General features: G+C 62.1%; 16 protein-coding genes. All 16 read right to left on the bottom strand.

Annotated elements, in window-relative coordinates; all coding sequences use genetic code 11:
* Positions 1–9: 9 nt before the first annotated feature.
* The gene (locus tag GTP55_RS00535) at positions 10–822 is read right to left on the bottom strand and encodes a DNA-methyltransferase (RefSeq protein ID WP_161043066.1); all 813 of its coding nucleotides are present in this window, start codon (positions 820–822) and stop codon (positions 10–12) included.
* Positions 822–2,129, bottom strand: coding sequence for a histidinol dehydrogenase (gene hisD, locus GTP55_RS00540; protein WP_202423413.1), 1,308 nt, complete (start codon positions 2,127–2,129; stop codon positions 822–824). The genes GTP55_RS00535 and hisD overlap by 1 nt, the downstream gene beginning before the upstream one ends.
* A 5-nt stretch (positions 2,130–2,134) precedes the next feature.
* The gene (hisG, locus tag GTP55_RS00545) at positions 2,135–2,800 is read right to left on the bottom strand and encodes an ATP phosphoribosyltransferase (protein WP_161043068.1); all 666 of its coding nucleotides are present in this window, start codon (positions 2,798–2,800) and stop codon (positions 2,135–2,137) included.
* Positions 2,801–2,896: 96 nt separating this feature from the next.
* Positions 2,897–4,147 carry a UDP-N-acetylglucosamine 1-carboxyvinyltransferase gene (murA, locus tag GTP55_RS00550; RefSeq protein ID WP_161043069.1) on the bottom strand — a complete coding sequence of 417 codons (1,251 nt, stop codon included), beginning with the start codon at positions 4,145–4,147 and terminating at the stop codon, positions 2,897–2,899.
* 2 nt (positions 4,148–4,149) lie between these two features.
* The gene (locus GTP55_RS00555; RefSeq protein WP_161043070.1) at positions 4,150–4,386 is read right to left on the bottom strand and encodes a BolA family protein; all 237 of its coding nucleotides are present in this window, start codon (positions 4,384–4,386) and stop codon (positions 4,150–4,152) included.
* 16 nt (positions 4,387–4,402) lie between these two features.
* Positions 4,403–5,170 (bottom strand): ABC transporter permease, encoded by a 768-nt coding sequence (locus GTP55_RS00560; protein WP_161043071.1) that lies wholly within the window; start codon positions 5,168–5,170, stop codon positions 4,403–4,405.
* The gene (locus GTP55_RS00565) at positions 5,167–6,081 is read right to left on the bottom strand and encodes an ABC transporter ATP-binding protein (protein ID WP_161043072.1); all 915 of its coding nucleotides are present in this window, start codon (positions 6,079–6,081) and stop codon (positions 5,167–5,169) included. Before GTP55_RS00565 ends, GTP55_RS00560 begins: the two co-directional genes overlap by 4 nt.
* 170 nt (positions 6,082–6,251) lie before the next feature.
* Positions 6,252–6,674 carry an STAS domain-containing protein gene (locus GTP55_RS00570; RefSeq protein WP_161043073.1) on the bottom strand — a complete coding sequence of 141 codons (423 nt, stop codon included), beginning with the start codon at positions 6,672–6,674 and terminating at the stop codon, positions 6,252–6,254.
* Between the two features lie 9 nt (positions 6,675–6,683).
* Entirely contained in the window at positions 6,684–7,325 is a 642-nt protein-coding gene (locus tag GTP55_RS00575) for an MlaC/ttg2D family ABC transporter substrate-binding protein (RefSeq protein ID WP_161043074.1), read from the bottom strand.
* Positions 7,326–7,354: 29 nt separating this feature from the next.
* Positions 7,355–8,161: an MlaA family lipoprotein gene (locus tag GTP55_RS00580; RefSeq protein WP_161043075.1), complete on the bottom strand. Its 807-nt coding sequence runs from the start codon at positions 8,159–8,161 to the stop codon at positions 7,355–7,357.
* Positions 8,161–8,631 carry an outer membrane lipid asymmetry maintenance protein MlaD gene (mlaD, locus tag GTP55_RS00585; RefSeq protein ID WP_161043076.1) on the bottom strand — a complete coding sequence of 157 codons (471 nt, stop codon included), beginning with the start codon at positions 8,629–8,631 and terminating at the stop codon, positions 8,161–8,163. Before mlaD ends, GTP55_RS00580 begins: the two co-directional genes overlap by 1 nt.
* A 24-nt stretch (positions 8,632–8,655) precedes the next feature.
* On the bottom strand, positions 8,656–9,441 hold the full coding sequence (gene mlaE, locus GTP55_RS00590) for a lipid asymmetry maintenance ABC transporter permease subunit MlaE (RefSeq protein WP_110845897.1): 786 nt from the start codon (positions 9,439–9,441) through the stop codon (positions 8,656–8,658).
* Positions 9,438–10,241 (bottom strand): ABC transporter ATP-binding protein, encoded by an 804-nt coding sequence (locus GTP55_RS00595; protein WP_110845898.1) that lies wholly within the window; start codon positions 10,239–10,241, stop codon positions 9,438–9,440. Before GTP55_RS00595 ends, mlaE begins: the two co-directional genes overlap by 4 nt.
* A gap of 256 nt (positions 10,242–10,497) precedes the next feature.
* A complete protein-coding gene (locus GTP55_RS00600; protein WP_161043077.1) occupies positions 10,498–11,961 on the bottom strand; it encodes a glutamate synthase subunit beta in 1,464 nt (487 codons plus the stop codon).
* 105 nt (positions 11,962–12,066) lie between these two features.
* On the bottom strand, positions 12,067–16,791 hold the full coding sequence (locus tag GTP55_RS00605) for a glutamate synthase-related protein (protein ID WP_161043078.1): 4,725 nt from the start codon (positions 16,789–16,791) through the stop codon (positions 12,067–12,069).
* Between the two features lie 139 nt (positions 16,792–16,930).
* On the bottom strand, positions 16,931–17,632 hold the full coding sequence (locus GTP55_RS00610) for a transposase (RefSeq protein ID WP_110845901.1): 702 nt from the start codon (positions 17,630–17,632) through the stop codon (positions 16,931–16,933).

The following is a 17,632-nucleotide window of genomic DNA, read 5'->3' on the forward strand; positions in this document are numbered from 1 at the left end:
CTTGGGCTCCTATGAGTTGACGGTACTGCGGGGTTTCTTGGGTTTCTTCGGCGGCGGCACCGGCACTTCGGGCATCGCCAGGCGCTCGGCGATAATCGCGCAGTAGTCCGGATTGAGCTCGAAGCCGACGAAATGGCGGCCGGTGCGCTTGGCGGCTATCGCCGTGGTGCCGCTGCCCATGAACAGGTCCAGCACCACGCCGTCCGGCGGGCACGACGCCTTGACCATGCGCTCGATGATCTCCAGCGGCTTCTGGGTCGGATGGTCGGCGCGCTCCGGATGCTCGCGGTGCAGGCGCGACACGCTCCACAAATCCTTCGGGTTGTAGCCCACTTCCAGCCACTTGGCGCCGATGAAGATGGAGCGCGAGCGGGCCTTCTTGGTGGCGGCGTCGTACGGAATGCGCACCGCGTCCAGGTCGAAGTAGTAGTCCTTGCGGCCGACGAAGAAACCGATGGTGTCATGTACCGACGAGAAGCTGCGCACGCTGCCGCCCATCGACGGCACGCGGCGGTCCCAGATAATTTCGTTCATCATCGTCATGCGCTTTTTCAGCATGACGAAAATCTCCGGCGAAAAACGCCAGGTCAGGAAGATGTACAAGCTGCCGTTGGGCTTGAGCTTGGGCAGGGCGGCGTCGATCCACTGTTCGGTCCAGCGCAGGTATTCGTCCACCGTTTGCTGGTCGGAGGCATTGCCGTAGTCCTTGCCGAGGTTATACGGCGGGTCGGTCAGTATCAGATCGATGGCACCATCCGGGATGCGCGCCAAGCCGGCCAGCGCATCCTCACAGAAAACCTGATTGATCCACGTATCGGTCATTACTTGATACGCAGTTCCGCGCTGCGGGCGTGCGCCTGCAGGCCTTCGCCGTACGCCAGTTCGGCCGCGACCTTGCCCAGCGTTTGCGCGCCGGCTTCGCTCACGTAAATGATCGACGAGCGTTTCTGGAAATCGTATACGCCCAGCGGCGACGAGAAGCGCGCGGTGCGCGAGGTCGGCAGCACGTGATTCGGACCGCAGCAGTAGTCGCCCAGCGATTCGGACGAGAAGCGGCCGAGGAACATGGCGCCGGCGTGACGGATCTTGTCGGCCCATTGTTGCGGCTCGACGGCGGAGATTTCCAGGTGCTCGGCGGCGATGCTGTTGGCGATGGCGCAGGCTTCGTCCATGTCGCGCACCTTGATCAGCGCGCCGCGGTCGCCCAGCGAGGTGCGGATCACTTCCTGGCGCGGCATGGTCGGCAGCAGCGTTTCTATGCTGGCTTCCACCTTGGCGAGGTAGTCGGCGTCTGGGCACAGCAGAATGGCTTGCGCCAGCTCGTCGTGCTCCGCCTGCGAGAACAGGTCCATCGCGACCCAGTCCGGATCGGTGGTGCCGTCGGCAACGATCAGGATTTCCGACGGGCCGGCAATCATGTCGATGCCGACCACGCCGAACACGCGGCGCTTGGCCGACGCCACGTAGGCATTGCCCGGGCCAACGATCTTGTCGACGGCCTGGATGGTTTCAGTGCCATGCGCCAACGCGGCGACGGCTTGCGCGCCGCCGATGGTGATCACGCGGGTGACACCGGCAATCGCGGCGGCGGCCAGCACCATCTGGTTCTTCACGCCGTCCGGCGTTGGCACCACCATGATGATTTCTTCGACGCCGGCGACGTGCGCCGGGATCGCGTTCATCAGCACCGACGACGGATAGGCGGCCTTGCCGCCCGGGACGTAGATGCCGACGCGGTCCAGCGGCGTGACGCGCTGGCCCAGCACCGTGCCATCCGGCTCGGTGTAGGTGAAGCCGTTCAGTTCCTGCTTCTGGCGTTCGTGGAACACGCGCACGCGGTGCGCCGCCACTTCCAGCGCCTTGCGCTGCGCATCCGGAATCGCGGCCAGCGCGGCCTGCATTTCTTGCTGCGAGATTTCCAGCGCCGCCATGCTGGTGGCGCCGCCGTTCGGAATGCGGTCGAAGCGGTTGGTGTATTCGAGGACGGCGGCATCGCCGCGCTGTTTGACGTCGGCCAGAATGCCGGTGACGGCGCTTTCGATGGCGTCGTCGGTACTGGCTTCAAACGCCAGCAGCGTGTCCAGACGCTGCTTGAAATCGGCCTGGCTGGAATCGAGCTTGGTAATCATGGCGTTCACTTTTTGGAAGCGCGTTCAAACGCTTCGAGGATGGGTTGCAGACGCTCGCGTTTCATCTTCAGCGCGGCCTGGTTGACGATCAGGCGCGACGAAATATCCATGATGGCCTCGACCTCTTTCAGGTCGTTGGCGCGCAGCGTGTTGCCCGTGCTGACCACGTCGACGATGGCGTCCGACAGGCCGACCAGCGGCGCCAGCTCCATCGAGCCATACAGCTTGATCAGGTCGACGTGCACGCCCTTCTTGGCGAAGTGCGCGCGCGCCGTTTCGACGAACTTGGTGGCTACGCGCAGGCGCGCACCCTGGCGCACCGCGGTCTCGTAATCGAAACCGTTGCGTACCGCGACCGACATGCGGCACTCGGCGATATGCAGGTCGATCGGCTGGTACAGGCCTTCGCCGCCGTGCTCCAGCAGCACGTCCTTGCCGGCCACGCCGAAGTCCGCTGCGCCATGCTGCACATAGGTCGGCACATCGGTGGCGCGCACGATCAGCACGCGCACGTTGGGGTCATTGGTCGGCAGGATCAGCTTGCGCGAAGTCTCCGGATTCTCGCTGACGGTGATGCCGGCTGCTTCCAGCAGCGGCAGGGTGTCCTCGAAAATACGGCCCTTCGACAGCGCCAGGATCAGCTGCTGGGAGTCGGCTTGGAAGGTGTTCATAATGTTTTCGTCCAGTTGCGTCATTCCCGCGCAGGCGGGAATCCATACTTCGGAAGCTCAGCATGGGTCCCCGCCTGCGCGGGAACGACGGTTACGTTATTTGATCCGCTTGATGTTGGCGCCTACGGCGGAGAGTTTGACTTCCATCTGATCGTAGCCGCGGTCCAGGTGATAGATGCGGTCGATCAGCGTTTCACCGCGTGCGGCCAGGCCGGCGATCACCAGCGAAGCGGAGGCACGCAGGTCGGTCGCCATCACGGGCGCGCCAACCAGCTGTTCCACGCCTTTGATAAAGGCGGTGTTGCCATCGGTTTCAATCTGCGCGCCCAGGCGGTTCATCTCCTGGACGTGCATGAAGCGGTTTTCAAAAATGGTTTCCGTCACGCGGCTGGCGCCTTCGGCGATGGTGTTCACCGCCATGAACTGCGCCTGCATGTCGGTCGGGAAGCCAGGATATTCGGTGGTGCGGAAGGTGACGGCGTGCGGACGCTTGTCCATCTGCGCGCGGATCCAGTTGTCGCCGATGGTCAGCTGCAGGCCGATCTCGCGCAGCTTGTCCAGCGCCGCATCCATGATGTCGGTGCGGGTGTTGCGGATGGTGATGTCGCCACCGGTGGCGGCCACCGCGCACAGGAAGGTCGCCGCTTCGATGCGGTCCGAAATCACGGCGTGCTTCGCGCCATGCAGTTCGCTCACGCCCTGGATCACCAGGCGGTTGGTGCCGATGCCGTCGATCTTCGCGCCCATGGCCACCAGCAGGTGCGCCAGGTCGGTCACTTCCGGTTCGCAGGCGGCGTTTTCCAGCACGGTCTCGCCTTCGGCCAGCGTGGCAGCCATCAGCAGGTTCTCGGTGCCGGTGACGGTGATCATGTCGGTGACGATGCGCGCGCCTTTCAGCTTGGCGCACTTGGCGTAGATGTAGCCGCCTTCGACGGTGATGTCGGCGCCCAGCGCCTGCAGGCCCTTGATGTGCTGGTCGACCGGACGCGAGCCGATGGCGCAGCCGCCTGGCAGCGACACCTTGGCTTCGCCGAAGCGCGCCAGCAGGGGACCCAGCACCAGGATCGAGGCGCGCATGGTCTTCACCAGGTCGTACGGCGCTTCCAGCTTGGTGATGGCGCTGCCGTTGAGCGTGACCTTGTCGTTGTCCTGCGTGACTTTGAGGCCGGTTTCACCCAGCAGCTTGAGGATGGTGGCAACGTCGTGCAGGTGCGGCACATTGGACAGTTCCAGATCGCCGGCGGTGAGCAGGCCCGCGCACAGGATCGGCAGGGCGGCGTTCTTGGCGCCGGAGATCGTGATGTCGCCTTGCAGGCGGTTACCGCCTTGAATCAGAAGCTTGTCCATGCTTATCCTTGATATTCTTCAGGGGTGAGGGTTTTCATCGACAGCGCGTGGATTTCTTCGCGCATGCGGTCGCCCAGCGCGGCGTACACCAGCTGGTGGCGCTGGATCGGGCGCTTGCCGGCAAACGCCGGCGACACGATCACCGCCTGGAAGTGCTGGCCGTCGCCTTCCACTTCGAGGTGCGTGCAGTCGAGACCGGCCGAGATGTAGCCGTGGATGAGTTCTGGAGTAGTAGGCATGATGAGTCCTTGAATATTAGTGACGCAGGCGGTAACCGCTGCGCAGCAAACGAATCGCCAGGAACGACAGCACCACCAGGAAGGCCGAAACAATGGCCAGGCTCACCAGCGGGCTGACGTCGGACTGGCCGAAGAAACCGTAACGGAAGCCGTCGATCATGTAGAAGAACGGATTCAGATGCGACACCGCCTGCCATACCGGCGGCAGCGAGTGGATCGAGTAGAACACGCCGGCCAGGAAGGTCAGCGGCACGATCAGGAAGTTCTGGAACGCCGCCAGCTGGTCGAACTTTTCCGCCCAGACGCCGGCGATCAGCCCCATGGTGCCGAGGATGGCGGCGCCCAGCAGCGCAAACACCAGGATCCACAGCGGCGCCGCGAACGACAGGTGGGCAAACCAGGCGGTCACCACGAATACGCCCAGGCCCACCATGATGCCGCGCACCATGGCGGCGATCACGTAGGCCGAGAAGATCTCCCAGTGCGACAACGGCGTCAGCAGCACGAACACCAGGTTGCCGGTGATCTTGGACTGGATCAGCGACGACGAGGCGTTGGCGAAGGCGTTCTGCAGCACGCTCATCATCACCAGGCCCGGAATCAGGAACGAGGTGTAGTTGACGTCCTGGTACACCGTGACGCGGCCTTCGAGCACATGGCCGAAGATCATCAGGTACAGCATGGCGGTCAGGATCGGCGCGGCGATGGTTTGCGTGGCGACTTTCCAGAAACGCAGGATCTCCTTGAAGACCAGCGTACGGAATCCGGCGGAGAGGAAATTCATACGGTACCTTTGTCCATGATCTGCAAGAAGATGTCTTCCAGATCCGCTTGTTGCAGTTGCATGTCGTCGATGATGGCGCCCGATTCGCGCAGGCGCGCCAGGATTTGCTCGACTTCCGCATATTCATTGATGCGCAGGCTGTACTTCTTGCCGTGCTCGGAGGCTTCCGGATGCGTGATCAGGTGGCGCAGATCGTCCGGCAGGTCGCCGTGCTTCATGTTGACGATCAGCTGCGAGCCGGAGATGCGGCGGATCAGCGACGCCATGCTGTCCAGCGCCACCACCTGCCCCAGCTTGAGCATGGCGACGCGCTTGCACATGGCCTGCGCCTCTTCCAGGTAGTGGGTGGTCAGCACCACGGTATGGCCTTCGCGGTTCAGGCGCGAGATGAACTTCCACAGCGTCTGGCGCAGCTCGACGTCGACGCCGGCGGTCGGCTCATCGAGCACGATCACCGGCGGCTTGTGCACCAGCGCCTGCGCCACCAGCACGCGCCGCTTCATGCCACCGGACAGCGCGCGCATATTCGTGTCGGCCTTGTTGGTCAGGTTGAGGTTGTGCATCACCTCGTCGATCCAGGCGTCGTTGTTTTTCAGGCCGAAGTAGCCCGATTGCAAACGCAGCGTCTCGCGCACGGTGAAGAACGGGTCGAACACCAGTTCCTGCGGCACCACGCCCAGCTTCTTGCGCGCCTCGCGGAAATCGCTGACCACGTCGTGGCCGTGGATCTTGACCGAGCCGGCGTCCGGCCGGATCAGGCCGGCGATGATGGAAATCAGGGTGGTCTTGCCGGCGCCATTCGGCCCCAGCAGGCCAAAGAATTCGCCCTCTTCAATGCTGAGGGACACGCCGCCCAGTGCCTGGAGCGCCTTGTAGCGCTTCTCGACATTGCTAATTTGGATCGCTGTCATGCTTGACTTATCAATAAGGTTGCGGCGGCCGATGCGGCGCGCGCGAAGATGCTGCGGACGCCACAGCGCTGCGACTGTGGCAACGTTCAATTATAGGGGAAATTCAATCGGTCCGAGCCGGACCGGGGATTTACGCAGTTCTTACTGCGGACGGCGGGGTGGGGCGGAGGTCAATGGGGATGGTGGTTGGCCGAGTCGGCGGCCACGGCGGTCTTCTTGGCGAAGACCGTCTCCGGCGCCTTCACGGGCGCAAATTCATCGTGCGCCGGGTTGCGCGCCAGTGTCGGATCCTGCTCCAGCGGGACGTCCGGCGGGAACAGCAGCGAGCACACGCCGTACAGCTTGGTCAGGCTTTGCAGCGCCGGCGGCAGGTTTTTCAGTTCCAGCTTGATGCCGGCGTCGTGCGCGGCGCGCTGCCAGGCCAGCATCACCGACACCGAGACCGAATCCACCGTCAACACATGGCGCAGGTCGAACACGGTCTGGCCGGCCTTGATGGCGGCATAGCCACGCTGCAACGCCGCGGTGGCGTTGAGCACGGTCAGGGACGTGAGCGATTGCAGGTTGTCGATGGGATCGGTAACGGCGTTCATGGCGTCAGCTTATTTTTTCGGTGCAGCAGTGTTGAGGGGCTTGGCGGCCAGCGACTTGTTCTTCTCGGTCAGCGCCTTGATCAGGCCGTCTATGCCGCCTTTCGAGATTTCCGAAGCGAAAGTGCCTTTGTAGGTCTCGACCAGCCACGCGCCCAGCACGTTGATGTCGTAGATCTTCCAGCCGTTCGGGCCCTTGGCGACGCGGTAGTTGAGCGGAATCGGTTCGCCACGGGCCTGGTTGACCTGCGAGCGCACTTCGACATCGGTATCGGTCGGGTCAGCGCGCAGCGGCTTGAACTCGACGGTCTGGTCCTTCACCTGCGACAGCGCGCCGGAGTAGGTGTACACCAGCAGCTGGCGGAACTGCTCGGTCAGCGCTTTCTGCTGGTCCGGGGTGGCGTCGCGCCAGAAGCGGCCCGAGGCCAGCGAGGTCATGCGCTGGAAGTCGACGTACGGCAGGATCTTGGTTTCCACCAGGTCGATGACTTTTTTGGTGTCGCCGGCCTGGATCGCCTTGTCGCTCTTGGCGGTGTTGAGCACGTCCGAGCTGATGCGCTTGACCAGCGCGTCCGGCGCTTCGTCGGCGGCGTGGGCAGCGTTGAACGCCAGTGCAACAGTGGCCAAAGCGATAAATTGTTTAATAAATTTCATTGTTTATGCCTTATGAGTGGTTCTTCAGATCACTGGCTGTCAGGTTTTGCAGCCGGTGTGCCGGAGTTTAACTCTTTTGCCGCCGGTTCGGATGACACGGGGGCAGAAGTTTCAGCAGTATCATCTTTTTCCACTTTACGTGGCGCATAGTCGGCATCCGGGTGAATCTGGCTCTCGCGGCGCTGCAGATAACCGTCGCGCAGGAACTCGTAGCGGTCCAGCGACGCGGCTTCCAGCAGGGTCGAGGCGTCCAGCAGGCCGGCGCGGGTATCGACCACGCGCAGCACGGCGCCCATGTTGCGCACATTGGTCGGATCCTTGTAGCGCCAGATGTCGCCGGCGAAATCGGCCGGCAGCGCCACCGTGTCACGCACAGTGGACGGGCCCAGCAGCGGCAGCACCAGGTACGGACCGGAACTCACGCCCCACACGCCCAGCGTCTGGCCGAAGTCTTCCTTGTGCTTCGGCAGGCCGGCTTCCGAGGCGATGTCGAACAGGCCGAGGATACCCAGCGTCGAGTTCAGCGCGAAGCGGGTGACGTCGGTCATGCCGGCTTCGCCGTTACCTTGCAGGAACTGATTGACGGCGGTCCAGGCATCGCCCAGATTGCCGAAGAAGTTGCCCACGCCGGTCTGCACAAAGCTCGGGGTGATGTTTTTATAGCCGGTGGCCACCGGTTTCAGCGCATATTCGTCAACTTTATCGTTGAAATTGAACATGGCGCGGTTGTAGCTCTCGTACGGATCGCGCGGATTCGGGCCGGCGCAGCCAGCCAGCAGCGCGGTGACGCCCAGCGCCAGCGCAGCCTGGCGGAATTGTTTTACGGTACGGCTCATTATTTGCTGTCCTTTCCTTCGGCGGCTTTGCTATAGATAAACTGATTAATCAGGTCTTCCAGCACGGTCGCCGATTGGGTGCGGGCGATTTTATCGCCCGCCACCAGATTGTTAGTATCGCCACCAGCATCAATGCCGACGTATTGTTCACCCAGCAGACCGGCCGTCAGAATCTTGGCCGAGCTATCCTTTGGGAACTTGTAATTCTCTTCCATATTCAAGGTTACCAGCGCCTGATAGCTCTTGTCATCAAACTTGATCTCTCCCACACGGCCGACTACCACGCCGGCGGCCTTGACCGCTGCCTGCGGACGCAGGCTGCCGATATTGTCGAATTTGGCGCTGATGGCGTAAGTTTTGCCCCAGGACAGCGAACTGGTATTACCGGCCTTGAGCGCCAGGAACATCAGTGCGGCCACGCCGATGACGATGAACAGACCGACCCAGACATCCAGAGATTTACGTTGCATAATTATTCCTCAGTTCTAATCTTTTTATTTGCTAAACATCAGCGCCGTCATCATGAAGTCCAGCCACCAGATCATCAGCGACGAGATCACCACGGTGCGGGTGGTGGCGCGCGCCACGTCTTCCGGCGTCGGCTGCGCTTCGTAGCCCTGGTACAGGGCGATAAAGGTGATCGCCACGCCAAACACCACGCTCTTGGCAAAGCCGTTAATAATATCTTTCCAGAAGTCGACCCCGCCCTGCATCTGCGACCAGAAGGCGCCGTCGTCGACGCCGATCAGCTGCACGCCGACCAGCCAGCCGCCCAGTACGCCCACGGCGCTGAACATCGACGCCAGCAGCGGCACCGACAGCGCGCCGGCCCAGAAGCGCGGCGCCAGCACGCGCTGGATCGGGTTGACGGCCATCATTTCCATCGCGGACAGCTGCTCGCCGGCCTTCATCAGGCCGATTTCGGCGGTCAGCGAGGTGCCGGCGCGGCCGGCGAACAGCAGCGCGGTGATGACCGGACCCAGTTCGCGGGTCAGGCCCAGCGCCACCAGCAGGCCCAGCGATTGCTCGGCGCCGTATTTGTTCAGCGTGTAATAGCCCTGCAGACCCAGCACCATGCCGACGAACAGGCCGGACAGGGTAATGATCAGCACCGAGTAATTGCCGATGAAATGCAGCTGCTCGATCACCAGCCCCGGCCGGCGCAGCAGGCCGGGCGACACGCCCAGCATATTGGCGAAGGTACGGAAACCATAGCCGATGCTTTCCACATAGTCGCGCAGCGGCGCGCCCAGGCGGGACAACCAGTTCTTGACACTCATACATGCACTCCCAGGCCCAGATCGTCGGCCAGGGACTTGCCTGGATAGTGGAACGGCACCGGGCCGTCGGCTTCTGCGTTGACGAACTGCTTCACATACGGATCGGTGGACACGCTCATTTCGGCCGGCGTGCCATGCGCAACAATTTTGCCCTGCGACAGGAAGTAAACATAGTCGGCAATGGCAAAGCTTTCCTTGACGTCGTGCGACACCAGGATGGTGGTCGAGCCCAGCGCCGTGTTCAGATTGCGGATCAGGTTGGCGGTGACGCCCATCGAGATCGGATCCAGGCCGGCGAACGGCTCGTCATACATAATCAGTTCCGGGTCCAGCGCGATCGAGCGCGCCAGCGCCACCCGGCGCGCCATGCCGCCGGAGATTTCGCCCGGTTTCAGCTTGGCGGCGTTGCGCAGGCCCACGGCTTGCAATTTCATCAACACCAGATTGCGGATCAGCTCTTCCGGCAGGTCGGTATGTTCGCGCAGCGGGAAAGCGACGTTCTCGAACACCGTCAGGTCGGTAAACAGCGCGCCGTGCTGGAACAGCATGCCCATCTTGCGGCGCAACAGATACAGGCCGGCGGTATTGAGCTTGTGCACCACCTGGCCCTGCACCTTGACCTGGCCGCGCTGCGGGCGCAACTGGCCGCCGATCAGGCGCAACACGGTGGTCTTGCCACTGCCGGAGCCGCCCATGATCGCAACCACCTTCCCGCGCGGGAAGTCCATGTTCAAGCCCGTCAGGATCGCGCGCTTGCCATAGGAAAAGTGTAAATCACGGATTTCGACTAGATTTGGCACGACTGAACTCATTTTTTGGAATGGCCGTATTGTAGTGCAGAAACGTCAATCTCTGCTGAGGGCCCCTCCGGAGCGGGGCAAAAAGTCGGTTAACAATACAGATAATACAACACTACTGAACCCAAAGTCAGCAATTTACACCGGGAACGAAATGTTACATTCAGTACAGGGCCGCATAAAAAAACCGGATACAGTCGGGGATCGCCCGTCCGTATCCGGCACAGAATCAGGCCGAACCTGATTACCGCGTCAGGGATTACCGCGGCAACTCGGAACTGCCCATCAGGAACTCGTCGACCGCGCGCGCGCACTGGCGGCCTTCGCGGATCGCCCACACCACCAGCGACTGGCCGCGGCGCATGTCGCCGGCGGCAAAGACTTTGGCTGCGGAAGTTTTGTAGCAGCCATCACCATCGGTGCTGGCCTTGGCGTTGCCGCGGGCATCTTTGTCTACCGCGAAGGCATCCAGGATCGTGGCGACCGGCGACACGAAGCCCATGGCCAGGAACACCAGGTCGGCCTTCATTTCGAATTCCGAGTTCGGCACTTCCGCCATCTTGCCGTCTTTCCACTCGACGCGGCAGGCGATCAGCTTCTCGACCTTGCCGCCCTTGCCTTCCAGGCGCTTGGTGGCCACCGCCCAGTCACGCTCGCAACCTTCTTCGTGCGACGACGAGGTGCGCAGCTTGGTCGGCCAGTACGGCCACACCAGCGGCTTGTTCTCGTGCTCCGGCGGCATCGGCATCAGTTCGAACTGGGTCACCGAGGCGGCGCCGTGGCGGTTGGAGGTGCCGACGCAGTCGGAACCGGTATCGCCGCCGCCGATCACCACCACGTGCTTGCCGGTGGCCTTGATCTGATCTTTCACCTTGTCGCCGGCGTTGACCTTGTTTTGCTGCGGCAGGAAGTCCATGGCGAAATGCACGCCTTTCAGCTCGCGGCCCGGCACCGGCAGGTCGCGCGGCGATTCCGAACCGCCGGCCAGCACCACGGCGTCAAAGTCTTTTTGCAGGTCTTCCGGGAAGATGGTTTCCTTGGCCCAGTTGTTGACGTTGGCCGGGAAGTCCTTGCCGATCAGCACGCTGGTGCGGAAAGTCACGCCTTCGGCTTCCATCTGCTTGACGCGGCGGTCGATGTGCGACTTTTCCATCTTGAAGTCTGGAATACCGTAGCGCAGCAGGCCGCCGACGCGGTCGGCTTTTTCAAACACGGTGACGGCGTGGCCGGCGCGCGCCAGCTGCTGGGCAGCGGCCAGGCCGGCAGGACCGGAACCGACCACGGCGACTTTCTTGCCGGTCTGCTTGCTGGGCGGCTGGGGCACGACCCAGCCGTGTTCCCAGCCTTCGTCGATGATCTTGTGCTCGATCGACTTGATGCCAACCGGATCTTCGCTGATGCCCAGGGTACAGGCCGATTCGCACGGCGCCGGGCAGATGCGGCCGGTGAATTCCGGGAAGTTGTTGGTCGAGTGCAGCGTGTCCAGCGCCTCGCGGTAGTTGCCGCGATACACCAGGTCGTTCCAGTCCGGGATGATGTTATTGACCGGGCAGCCGTTGTTGCAGAACGGAATGCCGCAGTCCATGCAGCGCGCGCCCTGGATCTTGGCTTGCTCATTGGTCAGCGGAATAACGAACTCCGCGTAGTTTTTCAGGCGCGTTGCTGGCGGCAGATAGCTTTCTTCCTGACGCTGGAATTCCATGAAGCCGGTGATTTTACCCACGATATTTTTCCTTCGTAATCTTTTGAGCCGTCGTCCCGGCGAAAGCCGGGATCCATGCTGACTGTGTATGGATTCCGGCTTTCGCCGGAATGACGTAGCGTTTAATTAAGCAGCAACGGGTTGCACGACTGCGGCTTCATTCGCCACATCCTCGGCCATTTCGGCCAGGGCGCGTTTGTATTCGCTCGGGAATACCTTGACGAACTTGCCGCGGCTATCGGCCCAGTTGTCCAGCAACAGGCGCGCGCGCGTGCTGCCGGTGTGCTTGAAGTGACGCTCGATCAAACGCTTCAGGATCACTTCGTCGGCCTCGCGACCGTGGTCTTTGTGCTGCACGTGGAAGGTGGCGCTGTCGATCGACTGCTCCTTGGTGCTCAGCACGCGCTCCAGCGTTACCATCGAGGTGTTGCAGCGCGATTCGAAATCGCCGTCCGGATCGTAGACGTAAGCGATACCGCCCGACATGCCGGCCGCGAAGTTACGGCCGGTATGGCCCAGCACCACGACGGTGCCGCCGGTCATGTATTCGCAACCGTGGTCACCGGTGCCTTCGACGATGGTGGTGGCGCCCGAGTTACGCACGGCGAAACGCTCGCCGGCCACGCCGTTGAAGAAGGCTTCCCCGGCAATCGCGCCGTACAGCACCGTATTGCCGATGATGATGTTGTTCACCGCCCAGCCACGGAACTCGGTATTCGGACGCACGATGATGCGGCCGCCCGACAAGCCCTTGCCGACGTAATCGTTACCCTCGCCGACCAGGTCGATGGTGATGCCGTGCGCCAGGAAGGCGCAGGCCGACTGCCCCGCCGTGCCTTGCAACTGGATGTGGATGGTGTCGTCCGGCAGGCCGGCGTGACCGTAGCGCTTGGCCACTTCGCCCGACAGCATGGTGCCGACCGTGCGGTTCAGGTTCTTCACCGGCGAGATGAAGGACACGCGTTCGCCTTTTTCCAGCGCCGCCTTGGCTTGCGCGATCAGCTTGTGATCGAGCGCCTTGTCCAGGCCGTGATCCTGCTCCATGGTGTGGTAGATCGAATGACCGTCCTGCACTGGCGGCTGGTAGAAGATGTTGCTGAAATCCAGGCCTTGCGCTTTCCAGTGCGAGATGGCTTTCGACTTGTCCAGCAAATCGACGCGGCCGATCAGCTCGTCATAAGTGCGGATACCCAGCTGGGCCATCAGCTGACGCGCTTCTTCGGCAACAAAGAAGAAGTAGTTCACGACATACTCAGGCTTGCCCGAGAACTTGGCGCGCAGCACCGGATCTTGCGTAGCAACGCCGACCGGGCAGGTGTTCAAGTGGCATTTGCGCATCATGATGCAGCCCTCGACCACCAGCGGTGCGGTGGCGAAGCCGATTTCATCGGCGCCCAGCATGGCGGCGATAACCACGTCGCGGCCGGTACGCATCTGGCCATCTGCTTGCACACGAATCCGGCTGCGCAGGCCATTCAGCACCAGCGTCTGCTGGGTTTCCGCCAGGCCCAGCTCCCACGGCGTGCCGGCGTGCTTGACCGACGACAGCGGCGAGGCGCCGGTACCGCCATCATGGCCGGCCACCACCACGTGATCGGCCTTGGCCTTGGTGACGCCCGCAGCGACGGTGCCGATCCCCACTTCCGACACCAGCTTGACCGAGATCGAGGCGCGCGGATTGGCGTTCTTCAGATCGTGGATCAGCTGCGCCAGATCTTCAATCGAGTAAATATCGTGGTGCGGCGGCGGCGAAATCAGGCCCACGCCCGGCACCGAGAAGCGCAAGGTAGCGATGTATTCGGACACCTTGTGGCCCGGCAGCTGGCCGCCTTCGCCCGGTTTGGCGCCCTGCGCCATCTTGATCTGGATCTGGTCGGCCGAGTTCAGGTAGGCGGCGGTCACGCCGAAACGGCCCGATGCCACCTGCTTGATGCGCGAACGCAGCGAGTCGCCCTCTTGCAGAGGAATATCGACCACCATCTGCTCTTTGCCCATGACCGAAGCCATGGTCTCGCCCTGCTTGATCTTGATGCCTTTCAGCTCCATGGTGTAGCGCGATGGATCTTCGCCGCCTTCACCGGTGTTGGACTTGCCGCCGATGCGGTTCATGGCGACGGCCAGCGTGGCGTGGGCTTCGGTCGAAATCGAACCCATCGACATGGCGCCGGTGGCGAACCGTTTGACGATCTCCTTGGCTGGCTCCACTTCGTCCAGTGGAATCGCCTTGCTCGGATCGATCTTGAACTCGAACAGCCCGCGCAGCGTCAGGTGGCGCTTGCTCTGGTCGTTGATGATCTGCGCGTACTCTTTATAGCTGGAGAAATTGTTGGCGCGGGTCGAGTGTTGCAGCTTGGCGATCGCGTCCGGCGTCCACAGGTGGTCCTCGCCACGCACGCGGAAGGCGTACTCGCCGCCGGCGTCCAGGTGGTTGGCCAGCACCGGGTCGTCGCCGAAGGCCAGGTTGTGCAGGCGCAGCGCTTCTTCCGCCACTTCAAACACGCCGATGCCTTCCACGTTGGACGAGGTGCCCTTGAAGTATTTGTCGACCAGCGACTTGTTCAGGCCGACCGCTTCGAAGATCTGCGCGCCGCAGTACGACATATAGGTCGAGATGCCCATCTTGGACATGACCTTCATCAGGCCTTTGCCGACCGCCTTGGTGAAGTTGTAGACGGCCTTCTCCGCCGACATATCGCCCGGCATGCCGGCTGCCATTTCGGCCAGGGTTTCCATCGCCAGGTAAGGGTGGATCGCTTCCGCGCCGTAGCCGGCCAGCAGAGCGAAGTGGTGGGTCTCGCGGGCCGAGCCGGTTTCCACCACCAGGCCGGTCGAGGCGCGCAGGCCTTTCGACACCAGGTGCTGGTGAATGGTCGAGGTGGCCAGCAGTGCAGGAATCGCCACGCGGTCCGGGCCGATCGAGCGGTCCGACACGATCAGGATGTTGTGGCCGGACTTGACCGCATCCACCGCTTCCGCGCACAGCGACGCCAGGCAGGCTTCCACGCCTTCCTTGCCCCAGGCCAGCGGGTAGCAGATGTTCAGCTCGTAAGCCTTGAACTTGCCGCCGGTATGCAGGGTGATATTGCGCAGGCGCTCCATGTCGTCGAAGCCCAGGATAGGCTGCGACACTTCGAGGCGCATCGGCGGGTTGACGTTGTTGGTGTCCAGCAGGTTAGGCTTGGGGCCGATGAACGACACCAGCGACATCACCATCGCTTCGCGGATCGGATCGATCGGCGGGTTGGTCACCTGGGCGAAAAGCTGCTTGAAGTACGAGTACAGCGGCTTGAGCTTGTTGGACATGACGGCCAGCGGCGAGTCGTTGCCCATCGAGCCGGTGGCTTCTTCGCCGGCGGCGGCCATCGGCGCCATCAGGAATTTCAGGTCTTCCTGGGTGTAGCCGAAGGCTTGCTGGCGGTCCAGCAGCGACGGCGCGGCTTTTTCGCCCGGCGCCTGCTTGTCCTTGGCGCGGTTGTGCGCCAGCTGGCTTTCGCTCAGCTTGATTTCGTTGAGCTTGATGCGCACCGCGTTGATCCAGGCCTTGTACGGCTTGGCGTTGGCGTAGGTGTCTTTCAGCTCTTTATCGTCGACGATGCGGCCGGCTTCCAGGTCGATCAGGAACATCTTGCCGGGTTGCAGACGCCATTTCTGGATGATTTTCGATTCCGGAATCGGTAGCACGCCGGATTCCGAGGCCATCACCACCAGGTCGTCGTCGGTAACGATGTAGCGGGCCGGACGCAAACCGTTGCGGTCCAGCGTGCCGCCGATGTAACGGCCGTCGGTGAACGCCATGGCGGCCGGGCCGTCCCATGGTTCCATCATGGCGGCGTGATATTCGTAGAACGCGCGGCGATTGTCGTCCATCGTGCCGTGATTTTCCCAGGCTTCCGGAATCATCATCATCATCGCCTGGGCCAGCGGGTAGCCCGCCATCAGCAGCAGCTCCAGCGCGTTGTCGAAGCAGGCGGTGTCCGACTGGCCTTCGTAGATCAGCGGGAACAGCTTTTGCAGATCGTCGCCCAGCACGGCCGATTTCATCACGCCTTCGCGCGCGCGCATCCAGTTGAAGTTGCCTTTAACGGTGTTGATCTCGCCGTTGTGGGCGATCAGGCGGTACGGGTGGGCCAGCGGCCATTCCGGGAAGGTGTTGGTCGAGAAACGCTGGTGCACCAGCGCCAGCGCCGAGATGCAGCGCGCGTCCTGCAGGTCTTTATAGTAGACGCCGACCTGGTCGGCCAGCAGCAGGCCCTTGTAGACGATGGTGCGGGCCGACAGCGAGGCCACGAAGAATTCTTTGCCGTGGATCAGTTTCAGCGCCTGGATGGCGTGGCCGGACGATTTGCGGATCACGTACAGTTTGCGTTCCAGCGCGTCGGTCACCATGATGTCGGCGCCGCGGCCGATGAAGATCTGGCGGATCACCGGCTCTTTGGCGCGCACGGTCGGCGACATCGGCATGTCGGTATCGACCGGCACGTTGCGCCAGCCCAGCACGACCTGGCCTTCGGCGCGCACGGCGCGTTCGATTTCCTGTTCGCAGGCGATGCGCGAGGCGTTTTCCTTCGGCAGGAACACCATGCCGACGCCGTATTCGCCTGGTGGCGGCAGTTCCACGCCTTGCTTGGCCATTTCGTCACGGTAGTACTGGTCCGGAATCTGGATCAGGATGCCGGCGCCGTCGCCCATCAGCGGGTCCGCACCCACCGCGCCCCGGTGATCGAGGTTCTTCAAGATCAGCAGACCCTGTTCCACAATCGAGTGACTCTTATTGCCCTTGATGTGGGCGACGAAACCGACGCCGCAGGCGTCATGTTCGTTGGACGGATCGTACAGACCTTGTGCTTCCATGGCTAAACTCCAAAACTGATTGGCTTGAGAGACAAGATTAGTGCAACGCAGCGTAAACCTCAAGCATAACAATTAGGGTCGGAGTCGGATTAAATTTTCCTCAGAAGCTTATTTATTTAAATGGGGACGGAGTGAAGTCCTATTCGGCGGAAGGCTTTATTTTGAATGGCCGGCCGCGTTTTGCCGGCAATACCTGGCGTTTCATCTTCTTTTGCAGGGCGGTCTGGAACTGCTGCGAGCCCAGCGGCCAGCCTTTGAGCAGCGCATTGCTGATTAAAGTGATTTCATCGGCGCTCAGGGCTGGCTCTGACAGCGCGCTGTAGGCCGCCTCGCGCTGGAATGGCGTGTTGCCCAGTTCCCAGACCTTGGCGTGGTCAGTGACCAGTCCGTCCGGGCGGATGCCGGCGTGGTGGCAATAGCTGGACCAAGGATAATCCTCGGCGCGCGCGACCAGGCCGTTGCGCACCGGATTGAACTCGATATAACGGCTGCACAACATAAAGTAGGCGTCGGCATCGATCAGCGAAGTTTTGTATCTTCCGTTCCACAAAGTTCCACTGCGGACATACTTTTGATTGAAATAGGGCACGTAATAGCGGCCGACCCACTGCATCATCTGGCCCAAACCGTTGTCGTCGGACGGCGTCAGCAGCAAATGCAGGTGATTCGGCATCAAACAATAGGCGTGGATAGCGACTTTGTAAGTCTTGGCGGCGGTGCGCAGCCAGCCGAGAAAGGTTTGATAGTCTTCGGCGTCGAGGAACACATCCTGGTTGTTGAGGCCGGTCTGGATGACGTGGTGGGGCTGATTCGGGACGATTAAGCGGGGCAGGCGAGCCAT

Source organism: Duganella margarita (assembly GCF_009857535.1).
Taxonomy (GTDB): domain Bacteria; phylum Pseudomonadota; class Gammaproteobacteria; order Burkholderiales; family Burkholderiaceae_D; genus Rugamonas; species Rugamonas margarita.

Excerpts from the sequence above, each read along its gene's own strand:
- GTP55_RS00565 (WP_161043072.1), bottom strand. The coding sequence starts at position 6,081 with ATGACAGCGATCCAAATTAGCAATGTCGAGAAGCGCTACAAGGCGCTC.
- GTP55_RS00555 (WP_161043070.1), bottom strand. The coding sequence starts at position 4,386 with ATGCCTACTACTCCAGAACTCATCCACGGCTACATCTCGGCCGGTCTC.
- hisD (WP_202423413.1), bottom strand. The coding sequence starts at position 2,129 with ATGATTACCAAGCTCGATTCCAGCCAGGCCGATTTCAAGCAGCGTCTG.
- hisG (WP_161043068.1), bottom strand. The coding sequence starts at position 2,800 with ATGAACACCTTCCAAGCCGACTCCCAGCAGCTGATCCTGGCGCTGTCG.
- mlaE (WP_110845897.1), bottom strand. The coding sequence starts at position 9,441 with ATGAGTGTCAAGAACTGGTTGTCCCGCCTGGGCGCGCCGCTGCGCGAC.
- GTP55_RS00610 (WP_110845901.1), bottom strand. The coding sequence starts at position 17,632 with ATGGCTCGCCTGCCCCGCTTAATCGTCCCGAATCAGCCCCACCACGTC.
- murA (WP_161043069.1), bottom strand. The coding sequence starts at position 4,147 with ATGGACAAGCTTCTGATTCAAGGCGGTAACCGCCTGCAAGGCGACATC.
- GTP55_RS00580 (WP_161043075.1), bottom strand. The coding sequence starts at position 8,161 with ATGAGCCGTACCGTAAAACAATTCCGCCAGGCTGCGCTGGCGCTGGGC.
- GTP55_RS00605 (WP_161043078.1), bottom strand. The coding sequence starts at position 16,791 with ATGGAAGCACAAGGTCTGTACGATCCGTCCAACGAACATGACGCCTGC.
- GTP55_RS00570 (WP_161043073.1), bottom strand. The coding sequence starts at position 6,674 with ATGAACGCCGTTACCGATCCCATCGACAACCTGCAATCGCTCACGTCC.
- GTP55_RS00560 (WP_161043071.1), bottom strand. The coding sequence starts at position 5,170 with ATGAATTTCCTCTCCGCCGGATTCCGTACGCTGGTCTTCAAGGAGATC.
- mlaD (WP_161043076.1), bottom strand. The coding sequence starts at position 8,631 with ATGCAACGTAAATCTCTGGATGTCTGGGTCGGTCTGTTCATCGTCATC.
- GTP55_RS00575 (WP_161043074.1), bottom strand. The coding sequence starts at position 7,325 with ATGAAATTTATTAAACAATTTATCGCTTTGGCCACTGTTGCACTGGCG.
- GTP55_RS00535 (WP_161043066.1), bottom strand. The coding sequence starts at position 822 with ATGACCGATACGTGGATCAATCAGGTTTTCTGTGAGGATGCGCTGGCC.